Below are 20,867 nucleotides of genomic sequence, written 5' to 3'. Positions count from 1 at the left end.
GGCACACCATCCCCCGGGTTACCACGTTGATCATCCATCCCAAAGTCCGCGGCTTCATCTGCACCACCACCCATCCGCTCGGCTGCGCGCTCAACGTGCGCGACCAGATCGCCGCCACGCGCGCGCAGGGCGTGCGCAACGATGGGCCGAAGAAGGTGCTGGTGATCGGTGCGTCCAGCGGCTACGGCCTGGCGGCGCGCATCAGCGCGGCATTCGGCTTCGGCGCGGACACATTGGGTGTGTTCTTCGAGAAGCCCGGCAGCGAGAAGAAGGCGGGCACCGCGGGCTGGTACAACTCCGCCGCGTTCGACAAGGCGGCGAAGGACGCCGGCCTGTACAGCCGCTCGATCAACGGCGATGCGTTCTCCGACGAAGCGCGCGCCAAGGTCATCGAGCTGATCAAGACGGAGATGGGCGGCCAGGTGGACCTGGTGGTCTATTCGCTCGCCTCGCCGGTGCGCAAGCTGCCTGCCACGGGCGAAGTGAAGCGTTCGGCGCTGAAGCCGATCGGCGCGCCTTACACGTCCACGGCCATCGACACCAACAAGGACCAGATCACCCAGGCGACGATCGAGCCGGCCACCGAGCAGGAGATCGAAGATACCGTCACCGTGATGGGCGGGCAGGACTGGGAACTGTGGATCGATGCGCTGGAGAAGGCCGGCGCGCTGGCCGACGGCGCGCGCACGGTGGCCTTCAGCTACATCGGCACCGACATCACCTGGCCGATCTACTGGCACGGTGCGCTGGGACGCGCCAAGGTCGACCTCGACCAGACCGCGCAACGCCTCGATGCACGCCTGAAGCAGACCGGCGGCACGGCGAACGTCGCCGTGTTGAAGTCGGTGGTGACGCAGGCCAGTTCGGCGATCCCGGTGATGCCGCTGTACATCAGCATCGTCTTCAAGGTGATGAAGGAACTGGGCCTGCACGAAGGCACCATCGAGCAGCTCGACCGCCTGTATCGCGACCGCATGTACCGAGCCGACGGTGCACCCGCCGAGACCGATGACGAGAACCGCCTGCGCCTGGACGACTGGGAGCTCAAGCCGGAAGTACAGGCGAAAGCAAAGGCCCTGTGGCCGCAGGTCACCAGCGAGAACCTGTTACAGCTGACCGACTACGCCAACTACAAGCACGAGTTCCTGAAGCTGTTCGGCTTCGAGCGCAGCGACGTGGATTACGACGCAGACGTGGATCCGGACGTGAAGTTCGATTGCATCGAACTGTCGCCGGAAAACTGATCGCTCAGTGTGGCGCATGACGAGGCGGGCTTCGGCCCGCCTTTTGTGTAGGTCTTGTCTGTGGGAGCGACGTAAGTCGCGATGGCAGATCGCTGCACAGGGTCATCGCGGCTCACGTCGCTCCCACAACAAAGCCTATGAGCAGCTCCGGCCCAAGGCGCGGATACGCATGTTGCGCAGGTACACGGCATTGCCATGGTCCTGCAGCCCGAGGTGGCCGCGACGCGCTCTGGCGAACTCTGCCTGGTCGGCGAACTTGCTGGCAGCGACGCGACGTTTCCAGTCATCGCTGTCCAAGTCGTAGGTCGCGACACGCACACCGTTGAGCCAATGCGTCACGCGCGGACCGCAGGCGACGATGCGCGCGTGGTTGTACTCCCCGAGGGGACGCAGCACATCGCGCGCAGGGGCGACAAGGTCGTAGACCGCCGCGGCACGGTGGCTCGGCACGATGCGATCCTCGGCCGCCCGATCATCGAGCAGTTGGTACTCCACTGCCCGCGCCCAGATCGGCGACGCGTCAACGGCGCGATAGAACAGGCCGCTATTGCCACCCAGCTGCACGCGCCATTCCCATTCCAGCTCGAAGTCACCGTAGGTATCGACGCTGATGATGTCGCCGCCACCGGCAGCGGTCAGCACGAGTTCGCCATCGCGGACCTGCCAGCTCGCGTCCAGCGCAGAAGCGCCGACGCTGCGCCACTGGCCCGCCTCTGCCAGAGAATGCCAGGGCGCCTCGGGCGTCGATGCGCAACCCGCCATCAGCGTAGCCAGCAGGACCGGAACGACCCGCTGGCCGCGCATGCTCAATCCACCACGCGGCAGAACACCGCCTTCAGGTAGCGCGATTCCTGCACGTGCGCCATGAAGGGATGGTCGGGGCCGGCGCCGGCGACCTTGAGGATCTGGATCGTGCGGCCGGAGAAATACGCGGCGCGGCGCAGCATGTCGAGGAACTGCTCCTCGCTGACCAGCCCGGTGCACGAGAACGTGGCGAACAGGCCACCGGGCTTCACCACGCCCAGCGCGAGCTTGTTCATGTCGAGGTACTTCTTCAGCGCGGCGATCACCTGCTCGCGGTCTCGCGTCATCTTGGCCGGGTCCAGGATCACCACGTCGTACTGCTCGCCGCGGTTCGCCGCATCGCGCAGGTACGGGAAGATGTCGGCCTGCACGAACTTGGGCCGCACGTTGTTGAGCTTCGCGTTGCCCTTGGCGATCTGGATGACGTCCTGGTCGATGTCCACGCCGACGACCTCGGTCGCACCGCGTGCCGCGGCGTACACGGCGAAGCCGCCGGTGTTGCAGCACAGGTCCAGCACGGTCTTGCCGTCCACCTGCTGGCTCAGCCACTCGCGGTTCTCGCGCTGGTCGGCGAAGAAGCCGGTCTTGTGCGCGCCCGCCGGATCGGCGCGGAACTTCACCCCGTACTCGGTGATGACGGCCGCTTCGGTGGTCGTGTTGCCGTGGAAGTCGAAGCTTTCCTGCTTCTGCACGTGCTCGTCGGCGAAGCTGTGGAAGCGGCAGCCCGGAAACTGCTCGCGCAGCGCCTCGTAGATCCATTCGCGATGCCGGAACATGCCGGCCGCGAAGAACTCCACCACGATCAGGTCGCCGTAGCGGTCCACGACCAGGCCCGACAGGCCGTCGCCTTCGCTGTGCACGACGCGCCAGGCGTCGCTGATGGCGTCCAGCTTCAGCACGTCACGACGCAGCGAGACCGCGTCGGCGATCTTGCGCGAGAACCAGCCGGCATCCACCGGGATGTCCGGATGCGTCTCCAGGATGCGCACGGCGATGCGCGAGTGGCCGTTGTAGAAGCCGCGGCCGATCCATTCGCCGTCCACCCCGACCACCTCGACGAGGGTGCCGGACTTGGGCTTGGCGGCGGGCTTCTCGACCAGCTTCTGGAAGATCCACGGGTGGCTGGAACGCCAGGCGTTCTTCAGGCGTACGGTCGGGTTGGGCGTATTCATGAACGGCATTTTACCCGCCCGGTTGACCCGGCCGGCCACCGTCCGGACAATTCGCCACAGAAGGGGAGTAGCTCCCAAACGTGCCGGCCGTCATTTCGAGCAGCGATGCTCCGGTCCCACGGCAGCCCACCGGGCTGTGAGCGAGACCTTCGCCGCGATGGCGAAGGCATACCCCGGATCCCCGTTTCCCGGTTCCGAGATGTCCGCGCCTGCGGCCGTCCTCCACTTTTTTCGGGAATCTCGATGGAAACGATTGGCAACCCCTGGTTATGGGCCGGCTTCGGCGGCCTGGTGGTGATCGCCTTGCTGGTCGACCTGGTGCTGATGCGCCACGGCGGCGCGCACAAGGTGACGTTCAAGGAAGCGATGTGGTGGAGCCTGGGCTGGATCGCGCTGGCGATGGCCTTCAACGGCGGCCTGTGGTGGTACGTCAACGAGACGGCGGGCCTGGTGGAAGCCAACCGCGTGGGCCTGGAGTTCCTGACCGGCTACCTGGTCGAAAAGGCGCTGGCGGTCGACAACATCTTCGTCTTCCTGATGGTGATGACCTATTTCGCGGTGCCTGAGGAACAGCGCCAGCGCGTGCTGGTGATCGGCATCCTGGGCGCCATCGTCCTGCGCAGCATCCTGATCTTTGCCGGCGCCGCGCTGCTGGCGAAGTTCCACTGGCTGCTTTATCTCTTCGGCGCGTTCCTGCTGCTGACCGGCATCAAGATGTGGTTCGCCGCCGGCAAGGAACCCGACCTGGAGAAGAACCCCGCGCTGCGCTGGATGCGCAAGCACCTGAAGCTCACCGACGGCTACCGCGGCGACAGGCTGAGCGTGCGCGAGAACGGCGTGCGCTGGTTCACCCCGCTGTTCGTGGTGCTGGTGCTGATCGGCGTGACCGACGTGATCTTCGCGGTGGACAGCATCCCGGCAATCTTCGCGATCACCTCGGACCCGTTCATCGTGCTGACCTCGAACGTGTTCGCGGTGCTGGGCCTACGCGCGATGTTCTTCCTGCTGGCCGGCATGGCCGACCGCTTCCACCTGCTGCCCTACGGCCTAGCGGTGGTACTGGGCTTCATCGGCATCAAGATGCTGCTGATCGATCTCTACAAGATCCCGGTGCCGTGGGCGCTGGGCACCGTGGCGGCGATCCTGGGCGTCACCATCGTGCTGAGCCTGGCACGCCCGCAGAAGGCGGAACCGGCCGGTTGAGGCCTGCGCGGCAGACCATCCCGTCCGCGGGATGGTCTGTCCATCGCGGCGCGGGCTTGCATTCGCGCCGGACGCCGCCAGAACTGCATCATGGACCTGCATCCCGACGACCCGGCGTTCGACCCGGATACCCAGCGGCGTTATGACCGCAAGCGCCTGTTGCGCGCGCTCAACCTGAGCCTGGCCTTCGTGCTGGTGCTGGCCATGGTGTACTCGGCACAGAACAGTTTCGACGTGCGGGCCTTCACCATTGCGCCGTTGTCGGTGGAAGGCCTGCTCGGGATCCTCACCGCACCGCTGCTGCATGGGTCGCTGGAGCACATCGCCGCGAATGCCTCCGCGCTGCTGATCCTCGGCACGCTGGCCGGCGCTGTCTATCCGCGCGCCACGCTGTGGGCGATCCCGCTGGTGTGGCTGGGTTCCGGCCTGGGGCCCTGGCTTCTGGCCGATCCCGGCACGCACACGCTCGGCGCCAGCGGACTGACGCACGGCCTGATGTTCATGATCTTCATGCTCGGCCTGTTGCGTCGCGACCGCGCCGCGATCGCCGCCGGCATGATCGCCTTCCTGTTCTACGGCGGCATGGTGCTCACCATCCTGCCCCGCGAGGCCGGCGTGTCCTGGCAGGCGCACCTGGGTGGCGCGGTGGCAGGCCTGATCGCCGCCTTCCTGTTCCGTCGCCTGGACCCCGAACTGCCGCGCAAGAAGTACAGCTGGGAGATCGAGGAAGAAGAAGCGGCCGCACGCAGCGACGACGAACTCGAATTGCCGGCGCCGCGTGAAGTGCCGCTGCTGTGGGTGCGCCCCGAACCTGCGGAAGAAGCGCAGCGCGGCGTGGTACTGCGTTTCCCGCCTCGCGAGCCACCCACGTCCTGATGTCTCCTGTGGGAGCGACGTGAGTCGCGAAGGAGGCATGGTGTCGATGAGGCTCAACGAAAAGGCAGGCCGTGCGGGTCTGCCTTTTCTTCTTGCGAATGAGGAATCGCGCCCTTTCGCGACTCACGTCGCTCCCACGAGGCACGGCTCGTGCACGTAGCGTGCGCCATGCGCACGACTGCGGTGTTGCCCGGGGATCATGAGGTCGTGCGCGCGGCGCACGCTACATACAACACGGGCGCCCCACGGCGCCCGTGTGCCAATCACGCGCTTGTACGGATCAGAACTTCGCGCTGAACTCCACGCCTACCGTGCGCGGCTCGTTGATGAAGCCGGTCAGGTTGTTGAAGTCGATGCCGCCCACGATGCGGCGCTGGTCGGTGATGTTGCGCCCGAACAGGGCCACTTCGTAGTCGCCGTAGCCCCAGCCGTAACCCACGCGCAGGCCGCCTTCGAGCGACGACTTGCCGGTGAACTCGATGGAGTCGTACAGGAAGAAGTTCACTTCGCTGCGATAGGCCCAGTCGGTGTAGACGTACAGCTCGCTGCCGTCGCCCAGGCCGACGCTGTAGCGCGCAGTCAGGTTGTGCACCCACTTCGGGGCCTGCGGCAGCTGGTTGCCGTCGATCAGTGCCAGGCCGCCGGTGTTGCGCGGATCGGTGACGGTGCAGGCGGCGCACACGGCAACGGCGAGATCGTTGTCCTGGATCTCGGTGTCGTTGTAGCTGCTGCCCAGCGTGAGCAGCAGGTTGTCCAGCACGTACGCCTGCATGTCCAGTTCGAAGCCCTTGCCCACCGTCTTCTCGGCATTGAGCAGGATGTTCGCGTTGGCGGCGCCGCCGACGGCGGTCAGCTGCTGGTCCTTGACCCGGTAGTAATACACGCCGGCGCTCAGGCGCGCGCGCTTGTCCCAGAAATCCGCCTTGATGCCGGTCTCGACCGAGGTGACGGTTTCCGGACCGGCGACGGACTTGGCGTTGAACGCACCCGCGCTCTGGATGCTGCTGCCGCGGAAGCCGGTCGCGGCACGCGCATACAGATTCACGTCATCGCTGACCGCATACGTGGCGGAGAGGTCCCAGTTGAACTTCTTGTCTTCCGGTGAGGCGGAGAGATCGCCATCCGGCTCCAGCGCGGCCAGCTGCGCCAGCGTGCACTTGCCGGCCAGGACGCAGGCCGCGAAGCCGGTGTTCCAGTAATCCTCGACGGTCAGCTTCTTCTCGTCGACGGTGTAACGCAGGCCAGCACGCAGCTCCAGCCTGTCGGTCGCCTGCCACGTCGCGGCACCGAACACGGCCCAGGCATCGTTGGTCTGGCGGATGCGCTGGTAACCATCCTGTGCGCTGTTGTTCAACGAATCGTAGCTGAAGCTTTCGACCTGGTAGTCTTCCTTGAAGTAGAACAGGCCGGCCTGCCAGTTCCACGGACCGGCGTATTCGGATTCGATCCGGAACTCCTGCGTCCACTGCGAATGGTCGGGAATGCCGTCGGCGGTTTCCGACGCGAACGGGATCACGCCCGGACCGGAATCGGGCAGGAACACCGCACCGTAGCCGCCGTCGATATCGCCGCGGTTGATCGTCTCGACGCTTTCGTAGCCGGTGATCGAATAGAGCTTGTAGTCGCCGATGTCCCAGTTGAGGCGTGCGCTGGCACCCTGCGACTCCAGCTCGGAGTAGTTCAGGCCGTCCTGCGACACCTTGTCCTCGTCGAAACCGGGGACGAAGTTGTTGGTGCCCGGGTCGATGATGTTGGCGCGGAACAGGCGCGCGGTGCCGTTGAGCTTGCGGGCATGCGCGTTGAGCAGCGCTTCGAAGCCGTCGCCTTCGTACAGGAACTGCACGCGGCCAGCGGATTCGTCATAGCCTTCGAAACCATCGCTCGGGCCCGGATAGGTGTTTTCCACCCAGTTGTCGCGGCGCTGGTAGAGCACCGACGCACGCGCGGACCAGTTCGGACTCAGAGCGCCACCGACGGCGCCTTCGACGTTCCACATGTTGTCGCTGCCCACGCCGACCTTGCCGTAGCCGCTGGTTTCCTGCGACGGCTTGGCCGATTCGAACTTCACCACGCCGGCCGGCGTATTGCGCCCGAACAGCGAACCCTGCGGGCCGCGCAGCACTTCGACCTGCTCCAGGTCGAACAGCGGGAAGCCCTTCAGGATCGGGTTTTCCTGCACCACGTCGTCGTACACCAGCGACACGGGCTGTGAGGTGTTGAGGCGGAAGTCGGTGTTGCCGTAGCCGCGGATGTAGAAGCGCGGGAAGGCGCGGCCGAACGAGGATTCGATGTTCAGGCTGGGCACGCGGCCGGACAGGAAGCGGATGTCGGTGCCGCCGGACGCCAGCACGCCCAGCTGCTCTCCGTTGACGGTGCTGATGGAGACGGGCACGTCCTGGATGTTCTCGACCTTGCGCTGCGCGGTGACCTGCACGGTGTCGAGCGTGGCGGCGTCCTTCTCTGCCGGGGAGGCGGCGTCCTGGGCGAGGGCGGTGCCGAAGGGCAACAGCGCGGCGATGGCAAAGGCGAGGCGGTGCGGCCGGACGGCGGCCGGGCGGACTGGGGACATGGCGTGGCTTTCCGAGTGGGTGGGATTCGGGGCGCGCGGCGGCGCTAGCACGCGAATGTTGCATTACAGCAACAACGGGGGCAATGGCCGGAAGTCCCGTTTCCGACGAGCTCCGGCCTGGCTGACACAAGGGGCGGTCTTCCACCCCCTGCCGCCCCGTCCGCCTCGCCCGCCTCGCCCGCCTCGCCCGCCACGCGGTCTGCGGAACGGGAGCCCACGCAAGTCCCCGTCCGACCGGCGGAGGGCGGACCCGACGGCTATGACGCCGCCAGGGGATCGCGCCGTGCACCGCGTCGCGCGATCAGGTGGTCCAGGCTGGCGCGGCCCGGTCCGGCAAACAGCAGCCAGGCGAATACCGCCACGTAAAGCACCTCGTCCAGCTCGACGAACTCGTCGAGCGTCGAGATGCCCGGCAGTACGACGACGGCCAGCGCCACCAGCATGTTGAAGATCATCGGCAGCATGGTCAGCCGGGTCGCCAGCCCGAGCATCATCAGTAGGCCGCCGATGAATTCGGTGCCCGCGCAGACCGTTGCGCTCAACGCGGGCCAGGGGATGCCCCATTCGACGAAGCGTTCGGTGAAGAACGCCAGGTTGTTCAATTTGGCCCAGCCGGTCTCCAGCCAGAAGTAGCCGAATACCAGCCGCACCAGCAACGGGCCGATCCATTCGTGGTCATGGAGGAAGGCGAGTGCACGCACATGCACGGGTAGGGTTTGCATGGAGATCTCCAGGAAGAGTCAGGCAGGGAAGGACAGGTCGGCCACCAGGCCATCGGACAACCACCGCTTCAACAGGCGAGCGGCACGCATGGCGGGCGAACGGCCGGGCAGGCGCACGCACCAGTCGGCGAATGCGTCGCCCCGCTCGATCGCCACCAGCGCCATCGCCTCGTCGCGGGGCAGGCGGCGCCAATGCACGTCGAACCCGGCGCGCCAGAGCAGCCACGCCGTGGGTGCCTGCGGACGCAGGGCGGGCAGGGGTTGGCCCCGGGCATGGGCGTCGAGCACGGCGACAGCGGTGCTGTGCAGGCGCAGGCGGCGCACCGCGGGGTGCACGTGCAATCGGAGACGCGTCCACGCCTCGGGAGACAGCGCCGCCACGTCGTCGATGCTGCATGCCGGCGCATCGGCGGCATCGAAGACCTCGCCCTGCTGCCACTCCAGGCGCGCGAGATCGGCGGACGTCGCATCGCGCAACGCCAACCAGCGTGGGAAGCGCTGCCCCAGGTGCCGGACCGAGGGATGGCGCGAGGGATGGGCGGCAAGATACGCCTCGGCCAGCGTATCGAAGCGGTCTTCGCCCAGCGAGGCGCGCAAGGCGGGAAAGTCGTGGCCCAGCACCTCCACCAGTCGCCACCGGTAGCCGTCCGCATATATGCGCAGGCGCATCGACGCAGGGGCCGGGAGTGCATCGGAGACGAGCGGCGCTTCCGCGGGATCCCGGCGCAGCAGCCAGCCCGCGAGCTGCCGCTGCCGGTCGACCAAGGCCATCGTCCGGCTCATGCCGCACGCGCCTGCGCAGCCGCGCCTGCGGCGACCGCGCGTGCCACGTCGAGCTCGGCGAGCAGCGCGTCCAGCGGAGGGATGTGATCGTCGCGCTCGATCATCGCGGGCACGTTGCCGAAGCGCCGCACGGCGTCCGCATACAGCGACCAGATGCCGTCGGGGACCGCCGCGTCGTGGGTATCGATCAGCAGGCCGCTGCCGCGCGCATCCTCGCTGTGCCCGGCCAGGTGCATCTGGCCGACGGCCGCAGGCGGCAGGCGATCAAGGAACGCCACCGCATCGAACCCATGGTTGTGCGCGTTGACGAAGACGTTGTTCACGTCCAGCAGCAATCCGCAACCGCTCTCGGCCACGATCGCCGAGAGGAACTGCGCTTCATCCAGCGTGTCGTCGCCGAAGCGCAGGTAGCTGGACACGTTCTCCAGCAGCAATGGCATGCCGAGGATGTCCTGCACCTGCCGCACACGCGCGGCGACATGCAGGACCGTTTCGTCGTTCTGAGGCAAGGGCAGCAGGTCGTGGAACTGCACCCCACCCTGGCGGGTCCAGCACAGGTGGTCCGACACGACCCGGGGCCGCACGCGCCGGGCCAGGCGGCCCAGCGCGTGCAGGTACTCGCGGTCCAGCGGATCGCTACCGCCGATGTCGAGCGACACGCCATGCATCGCCATGGGCCAGCGTTCGGCCATCCGGTCCAGCATCCACAGCGGACGGCCGCCGTCGACCAGGTAGTTCTCGCTGAGGATCTCCAGCCAGTCCACGCGCGCGCTGCCCGCGAGCAGCGCGTCGTAGTGCTGTGGGCGCAGGCCCAGGCCGAAACCCTGAAGGGGTGTGGTCATGGCGTGTCGTGGCTCGCGCGCGGCGTCAGGTGTTGGCCTTCTTCGCATCGGCCGCCTTCTTCTGCGGCTTGGGTGCCTCGAACTTGCCGCCGGCCGTCTTGCAGGTCTCTGCCGTGGATTCGGTGAAGCCGTGGCCCTTGCACGCGTTCTGGCCCTTGCAGGCGTTGGAGGCGCTCTTGCACGCGCCCTGTCCCTTGCAGGCATTGGCGCCGACGCAGTGGCCGACCTTGGCCGACCCGGATTCGGCCGCATGGGCCATCGGTGCACCGAGGAAGAGGGCGGCGGCGGCGACCGCGACGGACAGACCGGACAGCTTGGTGGTGTTCATTGGAAAGCCTCGTTGGAGTTGGGGAAGGCGTCGTCGACGGAGCGCCGCAGGACGCCATGCCATTCCACCGTCCCGCATCCGCGGCGACCATTCCCGAGCGTTCCCGCGATATGCCCCATCGTCCGGCGCGGTGTGCGGGCGGACGCACGCGCATGAATCGGCGGACGCGCGGTCATGGCCCGCATCCACCCCGTCGCCTACGATGGCGCCATGGACACCTTGCCCACCCCCGCCTCCGGCCTGGCGGAGCACGAAGACCGCGACGCCGTCCTCGAGACCGTGCTGGGCGCCTATCGCATGCGCGTGGAGATCACCGCGGATGTCCGCTACTGCGGAACGTGGTACGACAGCGAGCCGGCGACGCACCACGGGCAGTTCCACCTGTTGACCCAGGGGCAGTGCTGGATCACCGGAGAAGCGCTGGACGTGCCGGTGTTGCTCGAGCGCGGCGACCTGATCGTCTTTCCTGCCGGCGTGCGCCATGTGCTCTCGTCGTCGGCCGATCCCCATCTGCCCGACGCGCCGGATGTCGGCGACACCAGCATGCTGTGCGGCGAGCTGGAGTTCATCACCGGCTCGCACAACCCGATCTTCGCCGCGTTGCCGCGGTGGTTCGTGATCCGAAGCCAGGACAGCAGCGCCGGCTTCAGGCAACTCGCGCAGATGCTGGCCGACACCAGCCGGGAACGCCGCTGGGGTCGCCAGCTCGTGCAGAACAAGCTCGCCGACTCGCTGTTCACCATGGCGGTCTGCGAGTACGTGCGCCAGGCCGAGCAGCCGCGCGGCCTGCTCGCTGCGCTCACCGACGTGCGCCTGTCGCGCGCGCTGTCGGCCATCCATGCGCGTCCCGGCGAGGACTGGACCATCCAGTCGATGGCGCAGGAGGCAGGCATGTCCCGCACCGCGTTCGCCGAGCTGTTCACGGCCACCGTCGGCACGCCGCCGATCCAGTACCTGTCGCACTGGAGGGCAACCGAGGCGCGCCGGCTGTTGAAGAACCGGCGCTTCTCCGTCGCCGCCATCGCCGAGATGCTGGGCTACAGCAGCGAGGCGGCCTTCCGTCGCTTCTTCAAGCGCATCGAAGGCGTGGGTCCGGGCAACGCGCGGCGCCGTTCCGGCGGGGCGTCCTGATCCGGGCGTGGTCGTTGGCTGCGGTTGCGCGAGGGGGCGCTATCCTGCGCACCCGTCCCGCCCACTCGCCGCCCATGCGCCCTGCCGCTCGCCTGATCCCCGCCCTGCTGCTTGCCCCGTTGCTGCTGGTCGCCTGCGGTGGCGACAACGTCAGGCCCACGCCGGTCGCCGCGGTGGTGTCGCCGATACCCGCCGCGCCCAAGCCGAAGGTGGGCATCGCGCTCGGGGGCGGTGCGGCGAAGGGATTCGCGCACATCGGCGTCATCAAGATGCTGGAAGCCAACGGCATCGAACCGCAGATCGTCTCCGGCACGAGTGCCGGCAGCGTGGTCGGCGCGCTGTATGCCAGCGGCATGGACCCGTTCCAGATGCAGAAACAGGCCTTCGCGCTGGACGAAGCGAAGATCCGTGACGTGCGCCTGTTCTCCGGCGGCCTGGTGCAGGGGCAGAAGCTGCAGGACTACGTCAACGACCTGGTCGGCAAGCGCACCATCCAGCAGCTGAAGAAGCCGTTCGCCGCAGTGTCCACGCAGTTGGAGAACGGCGAACGCACCGTCTTCGTGCGCGGCAACACGGGCCAGGCGGTGCGCGCGTCGAGCAGCATCCCAGGCGTGTTCGAACCGGTGGTGATCGGCAAGGCCAGCTACGTCGACGGCGGCGTGGTGAGCCCGGTGCCGGTGGACGCCGCGCGCCAGCTGGGCGCCGACTTCGTCATCGCCGTGGACATCTCCACCAAGGCGCCCGGCACCAAGCCCGGCAGCATGCTGGGCATCGTCAACCAGTCCATCGGCATCATGGGCCAGCGCCTAGGCGAACAGGAACTGGCGCGCGCGGACGTCGTCATCCGTCCGAAGGTCAACGACATCGGCCCGGCCGATTTCGAACAGAAGAACAACGCCATCCTCGAAGGCGAACGCGCCGCACTGGCGGCGATGCCGCAGATCAAGGCCAGACTCGCCGAACTGCAGCGCACCCGCACCGCCGCGCACGCGGCCAGGCACGCGCCGCCGAAGCCTGACCCGCGCTGCCTGGAAGAACCCTCGCGCCTGGGCAAGCTGTTCGGCCGCGACGTGAAGTGCGATGCCGCCGGTCAACCGGTGAAGCAATAAGCGACGGTCAGCCGGTCACGCGACGCAGGTTGTCGCGTGCCCTCGCCTCCAGCGCGTCGTGGAAATGCGGCGTGCTGTAGATCGCCGGCCGATCCAGGAAGCCCTTCAGGATCTCGCGCCGCTTGCGCCGGAACAGGAAGCCCGGCACGTACGCATATTCCTTGCGGATCTGCTGCTCGTACTCGTCGAAGCGCGCACGCGCCGCACCGAGGATCGACAGGTCGATATCGACCAGCAGCTGTTCGTCGCGTCCCGACGGCACCGCGGTATGCCGCGTCGCCATCACCAGGTCGTGCACACGCTGCGCCACATCGGTCGGCGCACCCGCATCGCTCAACGCATCGCGCGCCCAGTCGGCGCTGCGCTGCTCGTTGTCATGCCCTTTGATGTCGTAGATCGCATCGTGGAACCAGAGCGCGAGTTCGACTTCGGCCGGGTGCTCGGGCAGCGCGCGCACAGCGTCGAACGCCGACAGGCATTCACCGAGGTGCTGCTGCGTGTGGTAGTGGCGCTGCGGCTCTGCGTACGCCGCCATCAGCTGCGCGAACAATGCGTTGCCCTCGCCCACCGCGCCGATGCCGGTCCATGCGCGTTGCCAGGAGTGGGAGAACAGGTCCATGCGGCAGTCTAGATCGAACGCGTCGGCTCGAGTGGATCGTGGGAGCGACGTCAGTCGCGATGACGGATCAGCGGCACATCATCGCGACTGACGTCGCTCCCACACTGATACTCCGTGCGTTCACTACGGCGACGGTAACCCATGCCCGCCTACCGGGACCGTTTCGATGTGGCTGTCGAATCCGGCGATCATCGGCCGTGCTTTCGCGATGGCCTGCTGCACGGCCGGCAGCGACAGCGAGGCCTTGTGGCTCGCGGCATCGGTCCAGACCTCGGTGATCCAGATCGCGTCCGCGTCGGCGGGATCCCGCGCGATGACATAGCTCAGGCATCCGGGCATGGCGTCGGTGCCGTCGAGCAGGATCGCGAGCAACTCATCGCGCTGGCCGGGCGTGGCGCGCATCTTGCCGATCAGTCCGTACATGGCGGGTCCTCGTGGAGATTGCGCGCGTTGTAGCACGCGACGCGGACAGGGTTCGTCCGCATCAGGTCCTGGGCAACAACGGCAAGCCGCCGTCGGTCTTCACCGCGCGCAGCACGAAGCTGGAGTTCACGTCGGCCACGCCGCTGGCGTTGAGCAGGTTGTCGAGCAGGAAGCGGGAGAAGTGCTCCAGGTCCTGCACCACCACGTGCAGCAGGTAGTCCATGTCGCCGGTGAGCGCGTAGCAGGCGACCACCTCGTCCCAGGCCTGCACGCGATCGCCGAACTGCTGGACGCTGGCCGGGTCGTGCCGCTCCAGCTGCACGCGCACGAAGGCCTGCAGGCCCAGGCCCACCGCCTTGGGGTCGACCCGCGCGGCATAACCGGCGATCACGCCGGTCGCCTCGAGCCGCTGGATGCGGCGCAGGCAGGCCGACGGCGACAGGTTCACCTGGGCGGCGATGTCGGCGTTGGTGGCCCGGCCTTCGCGCTGCAGCAGGGCCAGCAGGCGCAGGTCGGTGCGGTCGAGCGAGGCGGCTTCGGTCATTTCGTGCGAATCCTAGCGCATTCATGCAATTTCATTGCGCCATTGGTCGGTATAGGCGCAACTTCGCAAGCCTGTTGCGTGGATCTGCCGCTAGGATCGTCGGATCACAGCGTTTTCCCGGGGAGCCCCATGAACGAGCCGCGCCGCGTCGAGCACCAGCAGACCGACAAGGGCTACGTGCCGGTCTACACCACCGCCATCGTCGACCAGCCGGCCGAGTACCCGGCCGACGACCATGCCACCTGGGGCACCCTGTACGAACGCCAGCGCGCCCTGCTGGTGGGCCGGGCTTGTGATGAGTTCCTGCAGGCGCAGGACGCCATGGGCATGGCGCCGGACCGCATCCCCCGCTTCGACGACCTCAACGAGGTGCTGCGCGCCACCACCGGCTGGACGCTGGTCGGCGTGGAAGGGCTGTTGCCGGAGCTGGAGTTCTTCGACCACCTCGCGAACCGCCGCTTCCCGGTGACCTGGTGGATCCGCCGCCCGGACCAGATCGACTACATCGCCGAACCGGACCTCTTCCACGACCTGTTCGGCCACGTGCCGCTGCTGATGAACCCGGTGTTCGCCGACTACATGGAGGCGTACGGCAAGGGCGGCGTGAAGGCGCACGGCATCGGACCGGACGCGCTGCAGCACCTGACGCGCCTGTACTGGTACACGGTGGAGTTCGGCCTGATCAATACGCCGGACGGCCTGCGCATCTACGGCGCCGGCATCGTCTCGTCGAAGGGCGAGTCGCTGTACTCGCTGGAATCGGACGCGCCCAACCGCATCGGCTTCGACCTGGAGCGGATCATGCGCACGCGCTACCGCATCGATACGTTCCAGAAGACCTACTTCGTGATCGACAGCTTCGAGCAGCTGATGAACGCTACCGCGCCGGACTTCACGCCGATCTATGCGCGGCTGGACGCGCAGGACGCCGTCCCGGCCGGCGACGTGCACGTCGACGACCGCGTGTTCCACCGCGGCACGGGCGAAGGCTGGGCGGACGGCGGCGACGTCTGACCCGCGCCGTACAATCGCGGGCATCCCTCTCCGGTTCGGATGCCCCATGCTGCGACGCCTGTTCCCGCTGATCGTCCTCTGCGCACTGCTGTCCGTCTCCAGTGTCGCGTTCGCGCGCAATTGCGCGATCACGGTGGAGGCGACGGACATGATGACCTTCGACCTGAAGACCATCCGCGTGCCGGGCGACTGCGCGCAGCTGCGGGTGACGCTGAAGCATGTCGGGCGCATGCCCGCGCAGGCGATGGGGCACAACTGGGTGCTGACGGAAACGCGCCATCACCGCGACGTCGGCCTGGCCGGCGGCCGGATGAAACTGGCTGACGATTACCTGCCGCGCAACGATGCGCGGGTGATCGCGCACACGCGCGTGATCGGCGGCGGCCAGAGCGCCGAGGTGGTGTTTCCCACCGCGCGTCTGCGCAAGGGTGGGGCGTACACGTTCTTCTGCTCGTTTCCGGGGCACTGGAGCATGATGAAGGGCACGCTGCTGTTCGAATGAGCGCCGTAGGTTGATGGTCTCCGTCAACGCATCGCCGGTTTCTTTCCGACGACAGGCCCTCGTCGCCCGTCGATAACGCTACCCTCCGGTAGCATAGTGGGGCGCGCCAGGCCTGCGCCCGCGCGCGCCTCTTCACAGCAGACGGCACGCCATGAATACCGATTTCCGCACCTCGCTCCCGGGCACCGCGCTCGACTATTTCGACGCGCGCGCCGCGGTCGATGCCCTGCAACCCGGCGCCTGGGCCACGCTGCCGTACACCGCGCGCGTGCATGCGGAGAACATCGTGCGCCGCGCCGATCCCGCGCGCCGCGACGACTACCTGCGGCAGCTGGTCGAACGCCGCCGCGACCTGGATTTCCCGTGGTTTCCGGTACGCGTGGTCTGCCACGACATCCTCGGCCAGACGGCGCTGGTGGACTTGGCCGGCCTGCGCGATGCGATCGCCGACATGGGCGGCGACCCGGCGCAGGTGAACCCGGTGGTGCCCGTGCAGTTGATCGTCGACCACTCATTGGCGGTGGAGTGCGGCGGCTACGACCCGGATGCGTTCGCGAAGAACCGCGCCATCGAGGACCGCCGCAACGAAGACCGCTTCCACTTCATCGACTGGACGAAGCTGGCGTTCAAGAACGTCGACGTGATTCCACCGGGTAACGGGATCATGCACCAGATCAATCTCGAGAAGATGTCGCCGGTCGTGTACGTCCAGGACGGCGTCGCCTTCCCGGACACCTGCGTCGGCACCGACAGCCACACACCGCACGTGGATGCGCTGGGCGTCATCGCCGTCGGCGTGGGCGGACTGGAAGCGGAGAACGTCATGCTCGGCCGCGCCTCGTGGATGCGCACGCCGGACATCGTCGGCGTGGAACTGCAGGGCAGGCCCGCGCCCGGCATCACCGCGACCGACGTGGTGCTGGCGCTGACCGAATTCCTGCGCAAGGAAAAGGTCGTCGGCGCCTACCTCGAGTTCCGGGGCGAGGGCGCGGCGGCGCTGACCATCGGCGACCGCGCGACGATTTCCAACATGGCGCCCGAGTATGGCGCCACGGCGGCGATGTTCTTCATCGACGACAACACGCTGGACTACCTGCGCCTGACCGGCCGCAGCGATGAACAGGTCGCGTTGGTCGAAACCTATGCGAAGACCGCGGGCCTGTGGGCCGATGACCTGCAGACCGCGCAGTACGAGCGCACGCTGCACTTCGACCTGTCCACCGTCGTGCGCAACATGGCCGGCCCGTCAAACCCGCACAAGCGCCTGCCGACCAGTGCGCTGGCCGAACGCGGCATCGCCGATGGCGCCAAGCTGCAGGCGGGCAGGGCGGAAGAGGCGCAGGGCCTGATGCCCGACGGCGCGGTGATCATCGCCGCGATCACTTCGTGCACCAATACCTCGAATCCGCGCAACGTGATCGCCGCTGCGCTGCTCGCCCGCAACGCCAACGCTAAGGGGCTGGTGCGAAAGCCGTGGGTGAAGAGCTCGCTCGCGCCCGGATCGAAGGCCGTGCAGCTGTACCTGGAGGAATCCGGTCTGCTGCCGGATCTAGAGAAACTCGGCTTCGGCATCGTCGCCTTCGCCTGCACGACCTGCAACGGCATGAGCGGCGCGCTCGACCCGGCGATCCAGCAGGAGATCATCGACCGTGACCTGTACGCCACCGCCGTGCTGTCGGGCAATCGCAACTTCGACGGCCGCATCCATCCCTACGCGAAGCAGGCCTTCCTGGCCTCGCCACCGCTGGTGATCGCCTATGCGATCGCCGGCACGGTGCGCTTCGACATCGAGAAGGACGCGCTCGGCATCGACGCCGATGGCAACGCGATCACCCTGAAGGACATCTGGCCTACCGATGCGGAAATCGACGCCGTGGTGAAGGCCAGCGTGAAGCCGGCGCAGTTCCGCAAGGTCTACGAGCCGATGTTCAACGTACGCGTCGAGCACGGCGGCCGCGTGGAGCCGCTGTACGCCTGGCGCCCGCAGAGCACCTACATCCGCCGTCCGCCGTACTGGGAAGGCGCGCTGGCCGGCGAACGCACGCTGCGCGGCATGCGCCCGCTGGCGGTGCTGGGCGACAACATCACCACCGACCATCTGTCGCCGTCGAACGCCATCCTCGCCTCGAGTGCGGCGGGCGAGTACCTGGCGAAGATGGGCTTGCCGGAAGAAGACTTCAATTCCTACGCCACGCACCGCGGCGACCACCTCACCGCGCAGCGCGCGACCTTCGCCAACCCGCAGCTGGTCAACGAGATGGCGGTGGTCGATGGCGAAACGAAGAAGGGCTCGCTGGCACGCATCGAACCGGATGGGCAGGTGGTGCGCATGTGGGAAGCCATCGAGACCTACATGGACCGCAAGCAACCGCTGGTCATCATCGCCGGCGCCGACTACGGGCAGGGCAGCTCGCGCGACTGGGCGGCTAAAGGCGTGCGGCTGGCCGGCGTGGAAGCAATCGTGGCCGAGGGCTTCGAGCGCATCCACCGCACCAACCTGATCGGCATGGGCGTGCTGCCGCTGGAGTTCAAGGCCGGCGAGACGCGCAAGACCTGGGGCATCGATGGCACCGAGACCTTCGACGTGGTGGGCGTGCGCAAACCACGCGCCGACCTGACGCTGGTGATCCACCGCGCGAACGGCGAGACTGTGCAGGTGCCGGTGACCTGCCGGCTGGATTCGGACGAAGAGGTCTCGATCTACGAAGCGGGTGGAGTGCTGCAACGGTTCGCCCAGGATTTCCTGGACGCGTCGAAAGCGGCCTGACCCGTTCGTCGAATCGGTACACCCACCGCACAGGAGTCCGATCATGTCCGACAACGCCACCCCCGGTACCGTCCGCCTGCACCGCGTGCTGCGTGCGCCGCCGTCGCGCGTCTACCGCGCCTTCCTCGATCCGGATGCGATGGTGAAGTGGCTGCCGCCGCATGGCTTCACCGGCAAGGTCCACTCGATGGACGCGCGCGTGGGCGGCGGCTACACGATGTCGTTCACCAACTTCGGCACCGGCTCCAGCCATTCCTTCGGCGGCACCTACCTGGAGCTGGTGGAGGGCGAATTGCTGCGCTACACCGACCAGTTCGACAATCCCGGCCTGCCGGGCCAGATGCAGGTCACGGTAACCCTGAAGAAGAACATCGTCGGCACCGAGCTCAACGTCGTGCAGGAAGGCATTCCCGCCGCGATCCCGGTCGACTTCTGCTACCAGGGCTGGCAGGAATCGCTGGAGATGTTGGCGAAGCTGGTGGAGCCGGAGATTCCCGACGGCGCGTGACGATGTATATGCTCCTCTCTCTGCACATGGATGTTGCAAGCCCCTCTCCCCTCGCGGGAGAGGGGTTGGGGAGAGGGGGGCGCATGGAATCAAGGCAGTTCGCGAAGCAGCTTCGCCGCAATATGACGGATGCCGAGCACCGGCTCTGGAAGCACCTGCGGGCACATCGGCTCGACGGCCAAAAGTTCCGCCGCCAGCAGCCGATCGGACGTTATATCGTCGACTTCGTACACTTCGGTGCGCGGGTGATCGTCGAAGCGGATGGCAGCCAGCATGTCGAATCATCGACAGACCCAGGCCGTGATGCCTGGCTGACCGAACAAGGTTTTGTCGTGCTGCGGTTCTGGAACGACGAGATACTCCTGCAGACCGATGCTGTGCTGGAATCCATATGGCGGGCGTTGCATGCAAGAGCGCCCTCTCCCCCGACCCCTCTCCCGCAAGGGGAGAGGGGAGAAACGCAGACCTAGACGAGTCGAAACATGCCTAGCACCCCCCAGATCCGCATCCCCGCCACCTACATGCGCGGCGGCACGTCGAAAGGCGTGTTTTTCCGCCTGCAGGACCTGCCCGAACGGGCGCAGGTACCGGGCCCGGCGCGCGACGCGTTGCTGTGCCGCGTGATCGGTTCGCCCGATCCGTATGGCAAGCACACCGATGGCATGGGCGGGGCGACCTCGAGCACCAGCAAGGTGGTGATCATTTCGCCGAGCAAGCAGCCCGGGCATGACGTGGATTACCTGTACGGCCAGGTGCCGATCAACGAGGCCTTCATCGACTGGAGCGGCAACTGCGGTAATCTGTCGTCAGCGGTCGGTCCGTTCGCGATCGCGAACGGGATGATCGATCCCGCGCGCGTGCCGCGCGACGGCGTGTGCACCGTGCGCATCTGGCAGGCCAACATCCAGAAGACCATCGTGGCGCACGTGCAGGTGAGCCATGGCGAGGTGCAGGAAACCGGCGACTTCGAACTGGATGGCGTTACGTTCCCGGCGGCGGAAGTGCAACTGGAGTTCATCGATCCCGCCGACGAAGGCGATGACGACGGTGGTGGCACGATGTTCCCCACCGGCCAGCTCGTCGATGACCTCGATGTGCCGGGCGTGGGCATATTCAAGGCGACGATGATCAATGCCGGCGTGCCGGTGGTGTTCGTCGAGGCGGCGGCGCTCGGCTACGACGGCACCGAACTGCAGGGTGCGATCAACGAGGACAAGGACGCCCTGGCGAAGCTTGAGGCGATCCGCGCGCATGGCGCGGTGCGCATGGGGCTGGTACCGGATGTCGCGGCCGCGGCGAAGCGACCGCTGACGCCCAAAGTCGCCTTCGTCGCGCCGCCGAAGGATTACGTCTCATCCAGCGGCAAGCCGGTCAGCGCAGCCGATGTCGGCCTGCTCGCCCGCGCCATCTCGATGGGCAAGCTGCACCACGCGATGATGGGCACTGCATCGGTCGCCATCGCCACGGCGGCGGCCGTGCCGGGCACGCTGGTGAATGCGGCGGCAGGCGGCGGCACGCGCGACGTGCTGGTGTTCGGTCACCCATCGGGCACGCTGCGCGTCGGCGCGGACGTCAAACAGGTGGACGGCACCTGGGTCGTGACGAAGGCGGTGATGAGCCGCAGCGCGCGCGTGCTGATGGAAGGCGCGGTCCGCATTCCCGGCGATGCCTTCTGACCACGCGCGACCTGCCGGAAGTCACCACTTT

21 protein-coding genes are annotated in these 20,867 nt (G+C 67.2%); 11 read left to right on the top strand and 10 right to left on the bottom strand.

Going from position 1 to position 20,867, the window contains the following annotated elements; genetic code table 11:
* Positions 1-26: 26 nt before the first annotated feature.
* Entirely contained in the window at positions 27-1,244 is a 1,218-nt protein-coding gene (gene fabV, locus CYU89_RS02760; RefSeq protein WP_296278689.1) for an enoyl-ACP reductase FabV, read from the top strand.
* A 135-nt stretch (positions 1,245-1,379) separates the two neighbouring features.
* Here the strand turns inward: fabV and CYU89_RS02755 are convergent, their stop codons facing one another.
* Both CYU89_RS02755 and CYU89_RS02750 read right to left on the bottom strand, forming a co-directional pair.
* Positions 1,380-2,048 carry a DUF1080 domain-containing protein gene (locus CYU89_RS02755; RefSeq protein ID WP_296278688.1) on the bottom strand — a complete coding sequence of 223 codons (669 nt, stop codon included), beginning with the start codon at positions 2,046-2,048 and terminating at the stop codon, positions 1,380-1,382.
* A 2-nt stretch (positions 2,049-2,050) separates the two neighbouring features.
* On the bottom strand, positions 2,051-3,220 hold the full coding sequence (locus CYU89_RS02750; protein ID WP_296278687.1) for a class I SAM-dependent rRNA methyltransferase: 1,170 nt from the start codon (positions 3,218-3,220) through the stop codon (positions 2,051-2,053).
* A 243-nt stretch (positions 3,221-3,463) separates the two neighbouring features.
* On the opposite strand from CYU89_RS02750, the gene CYU89_RS02745 reads away from it, so the two are divergent.
* Complete coding sequence (locus CYU89_RS02745) at positions 3,464-4,423, top strand: TerC family protein (protein ID WP_296278686.1); 960 nt, start codon at positions 3,464-3,466, stop codon at positions 4,421-4,423.
* Positions 4,424-4,513: 90 nt separating this feature from the next.
* On the top strand, positions 4,514-5,299 hold the full coding sequence (locus CYU89_RS02740; RefSeq protein WP_296278685.1) for a rhomboid family intramembrane serine protease: 786 nt from the start codon (positions 4,514-4,516) through the stop codon (positions 5,297-5,299).
* A 280-nt stretch (positions 5,300-5,579) separates the two neighbouring features.
* Here CYU89_RS02740 and CYU89_RS02735 read toward each other — a convergent pair whose 3' ends face one another.
* The 5 genes from CYU89_RS02735 to CYU89_RS02715 form a co-directional block, all read right to left on the bottom strand.
* The gene (locus tag CYU89_RS02735) at positions 5,580-7,868 is read right to left on the bottom strand and encodes a TonB-dependent receptor (RefSeq protein WP_296278684.1); all 2,289 of its coding nucleotides are present in this window, start codon (positions 7,866-7,868) and stop codon (positions 5,580-5,582) included.
* A gap of 257 nt (positions 7,869-8,125) precedes the next feature.
* Complete coding sequence (locus CYU89_RS02730) at positions 8,126-8,590, bottom strand: DoxX family protein (RefSeq protein WP_296278683.1); 465 nt, start codon at positions 8,588-8,590, stop codon at positions 8,126-8,128.
* An 18-nt stretch (positions 8,591-8,608) separates the two neighbouring features.
* On the bottom strand, positions 8,609-9,373 hold the full coding sequence (locus CYU89_RS02725; RefSeq protein WP_296278682.1) for a DNA-binding domain-containing protein: 765 nt from the start codon (positions 9,371-9,373) through the stop codon (positions 8,609-8,611).
* Complete coding sequence (locus tag CYU89_RS02720) at positions 9,370-10,215, bottom strand: DUF692 domain-containing protein (RefSeq protein WP_296278681.1); 846 nt, start codon at positions 10,213-10,215, stop codon at positions 9,370-9,372. The genes CYU89_RS02725 and CYU89_RS02720 overlap by 4 nt, the downstream gene beginning before the upstream one ends.
* Positions 10,216-10,240: 25 nt before the next feature.
* Positions 10,241-10,543, bottom strand: a complete 303-nt coding sequence (locus CYU89_RS02715) for a hypothetical protein (RefSeq protein ID WP_296278680.1) — start codon at positions 10,541-10,543, stop codon at positions 10,241-10,243.
* 174 nt (positions 10,544-10,717) lie between these two features.
* On the opposite strand from CYU89_RS02715, the gene CYU89_RS02710 reads away from it, so the two are divergent.
* Both CYU89_RS02710 and CYU89_RS02705 read left to right on the top strand, forming a co-directional pair.
* A complete protein-coding gene (locus CYU89_RS02710) occupies positions 10,718-11,674 on the top strand; it encodes an AraC family transcriptional regulator (RefSeq protein ID WP_296278679.1) in 957 nt (318 codons plus the stop codon).
* 74 nt (positions 11,675-11,748) lie between these two features.
* Entirely contained in the window at positions 11,749-12,783 is a 1,035-nt protein-coding gene (locus CYU89_RS02705) for a patatin-like phospholipase family protein (protein WP_296278678.1), read from the top strand.
* A gap of 7 nt (positions 12,784-12,790) precedes the next feature.
* Here the strand turns inward: CYU89_RS02705 and CYU89_RS02700 are convergent, their stop codons facing one another.
* The 3 genes from CYU89_RS02700 to CYU89_RS02690 all read right to left on the bottom strand — a co-directional run bounded on the left by CYU89_RS02700 (position 12,791) and on the right by CYU89_RS02690 (position 14,369).
* Complete coding sequence (locus CYU89_RS02700; RefSeq protein WP_296278677.1) at positions 12,791-13,402, bottom strand: N-methyl-D-aspartate receptor NMDAR2C subunit; 612 nt, start codon at positions 13,400-13,402, stop codon at positions 12,791-12,793.
* A 123-nt stretch (positions 13,403-13,525) separates the two neighbouring features.
* The gene (locus tag CYU89_RS02695) at positions 13,526-13,825 is read right to left on the bottom strand and encodes a putative quinol monooxygenase (protein WP_296278676.1); all 300 of its coding nucleotides are present in this window, start codon (positions 13,823-13,825) and stop codon (positions 13,526-13,528) included.
* A gap of 61 nt (positions 13,826-13,886) precedes the next feature.
* Positions 13,887-14,369, bottom strand: coding sequence for an Lrp/AsnC family transcriptional regulator (locus CYU89_RS02690; protein WP_093489029.1), 483 nt, complete (start codon positions 14,367-14,369; stop codon positions 13,887-13,889).
* A gap of 129 nt (positions 14,370-14,498) precedes the next feature.
* Here CYU89_RS02690 and phhA point away from each other — a divergent pair, with 129 nt between their 5' ends.
* From phhA to prpF, 6 genes are all read left to right on the top strand, one after another.
* Positions 14,499-15,383 carry a phenylalanine 4-monooxygenase gene (gene phhA, locus CYU89_RS02685; protein ID WP_296278675.1) on the top strand — a complete coding sequence of 295 codons (885 nt, stop codon included), beginning with the start codon at positions 14,499-14,501 and terminating at the stop codon, positions 15,381-15,383.
* A 46-nt stretch (positions 15,384-15,429) separates the two neighbouring features.
* Positions 15,430-15,885: an azurin gene (gene azu / locus CYU89_RS02680; protein WP_296278674.1), complete on the top strand. Its 456-nt coding sequence runs from the start codon at positions 15,430-15,432 to the stop codon at positions 15,883-15,885.
* 151 nt (positions 15,886-16,036) lie between these two features.
* A complete protein-coding gene (acnD, locus tag CYU89_RS02675) occupies positions 16,037-18,652 on the top strand; it encodes a Fe/S-dependent 2-methylisocitrate dehydratase AcnD (RefSeq protein WP_296278673.1) in 2,616 nt (871 codons plus the stop codon).
* A gap of 43 nt (positions 18,653-18,695) precedes the next feature.
* Positions 18,696-19,160: an SRPBCC family protein gene (locus tag CYU89_RS02670; protein ID WP_296278672.1), complete on the top strand. Its 465-nt coding sequence runs from the start codon at positions 18,696-18,698 to the stop codon at positions 19,158-19,160.
* Between the two features lie 83 nt (positions 19,161-19,243).
* Positions 19,244-19,630, top strand: coding sequence for an endonuclease domain-containing protein (locus CYU89_RS02665; protein WP_296278671.1), 387 nt, complete (start codon positions 19,244-19,246; stop codon positions 19,628-19,630).
* A 12-nt stretch (positions 19,631-19,642) separates the two neighbouring features.
* Positions 19,643-20,836: a 2-methylaconitate cis-trans isomerase PrpF gene (gene prpF, locus CYU89_RS02660; RefSeq protein WP_296278670.1), complete on the top strand. Its 1,194-nt coding sequence runs from the start codon at positions 19,643-19,645 to the stop codon at positions 20,834-20,836.
* Positions 20,837-20,867 lie beyond the last annotated feature (31 nt).

This window comes from Pseudoxanthomonas sp. (genome assembly GCF_002863005.1).
Classification (GTDB): domain Bacteria; phylum Pseudomonadota; class Gammaproteobacteria; order Xanthomonadales; family Xanthomonadaceae; genus Pseudoxanthomonas_A.
This window is presented reverse-complemented; position numbering and strand designations above follow the sequence as displayed.

Excerpts from the sequence above, each read along its gene's own strand:
- CYU89_RS02755 (WP_296278688.1), bottom strand. The coding sequence starts at position 2,048 with ATGCGCGGCCAGCGGGTCGTTCCGGTCCTGCTGGCTACGCTGATGGCG.
- CYU89_RS02750 (WP_296278687.1), bottom strand. The coding sequence starts at position 3,220 with ATGAATACGCCCAACCCGACCGTACGCCTGAAGAACGCCTGGCGTTCC.
- CYU89_RS02745 (WP_296278686.1), top strand. The coding sequence starts at position 3,464 with ATGGAAACGATTGGCAACCCCTGGTTATGGGCCGGCTTCGGCGGCCTG.
- CYU89_RS02740 (WP_296278685.1), top strand. The coding sequence starts at position 4,514 with ATGGACCTGCATCCCGACGACCCGGCGTTCGACCCGGATACCCAGCGG.
- CYU89_RS02735 (WP_296278684.1), bottom strand. The coding sequence starts at position 7,868 with ATGTCCCCAGTCCGCCCGGCCGCCGTCCGGCCGCACCGCCTCGCCTTT.
- CYU89_RS02730 (WP_296278683.1), bottom strand. The coding sequence starts at position 8,590 with ATGCAAACCCTACCCGTGCATGTGCGTGCACTCGCCTTCCTCCATGAC.
- CYU89_RS02725 (WP_296278682.1), bottom strand. The coding sequence starts at position 9,373 with ATGAGCCGGACGATGGCCTTGGTCGACCGGCAGCGGCAGCTCGCGGGC.
- CYU89_RS02720 (WP_296278681.1), bottom strand. The coding sequence starts at position 10,215 with ATGACCACACCCCTTCAGGGTTTCGGCCTGGGCCTGCGCCCACAGCAC.
- CYU89_RS02715 (WP_296278680.1), bottom strand. The coding sequence starts at position 10,543 with ATGAACACCACCAAGCTGTCCGGTCTGTCCGTCGCGGTCGCCGCCGCC.
- CYU89_RS02710 (WP_296278679.1), top strand. The coding sequence starts at position 10,718 with ATGGCCCGCATCCACCCCGTCGCCTACGATGGCGCCATGGACACCTTG.
- CYU89_RS02705 (WP_296278678.1), top strand. The coding sequence starts at position 11,749 with ATGCGCCCTGCCGCTCGCCTGATCCCCGCCCTGCTGCTTGCCCCGTTG.
- CYU89_RS02700 (WP_296278677.1), bottom strand. The coding sequence starts at position 13,402 with ATGGACCTGTTCTCCCACTCCTGGCAACGCGCATGGACCGGCATCGGC.
- CYU89_RS02695 (WP_296278676.1), bottom strand. The coding sequence starts at position 13,825 with ATGTACGGACTGATCGGCAAGATGCGCGCCACGCCCGGCCAGCGCGAT.
- CYU89_RS02690 (WP_093489029.1), bottom strand. The coding sequence starts at position 14,369 with ATGACCGAAGCCGCCTCGCTCGACCGCACCGACCTGCGCCTGCTGGCC.
- phhA (WP_296278675.1), top strand. The coding sequence starts at position 14,499 with ATGAACGAGCCGCGCCGCGTCGAGCACCAGCAGACCGACAAGGGCTAC.
- azu (WP_296278674.1), top strand. The coding sequence starts at position 15,430 with ATGCTGCGACGCCTGTTCCCGCTGATCGTCCTCTGCGCACTGCTGTCC.
- acnD (WP_296278673.1), top strand. The coding sequence starts at position 16,037 with ATGAATACCGATTTCCGCACCTCGCTCCCGGGCACCGCGCTCGACTAT.
- CYU89_RS02670 (WP_296278672.1), top strand. The coding sequence starts at position 18,696 with ATGTCCGACAACGCCACCCCCGGTACCGTCCGCCTGCACCGCGTGCTG.
- CYU89_RS02665 (WP_296278671.1), top strand. The coding sequence starts at position 19,244 with ATGGAATCAAGGCAGTTCGCGAAGCAGCTTCGCCGCAATATGACGGAT.
- prpF (WP_296278670.1), top strand. The coding sequence starts at position 19,643 with ATGCCTAGCACCCCCCAGATCCGCATCCCCGCCACCTACATGCGCGGC.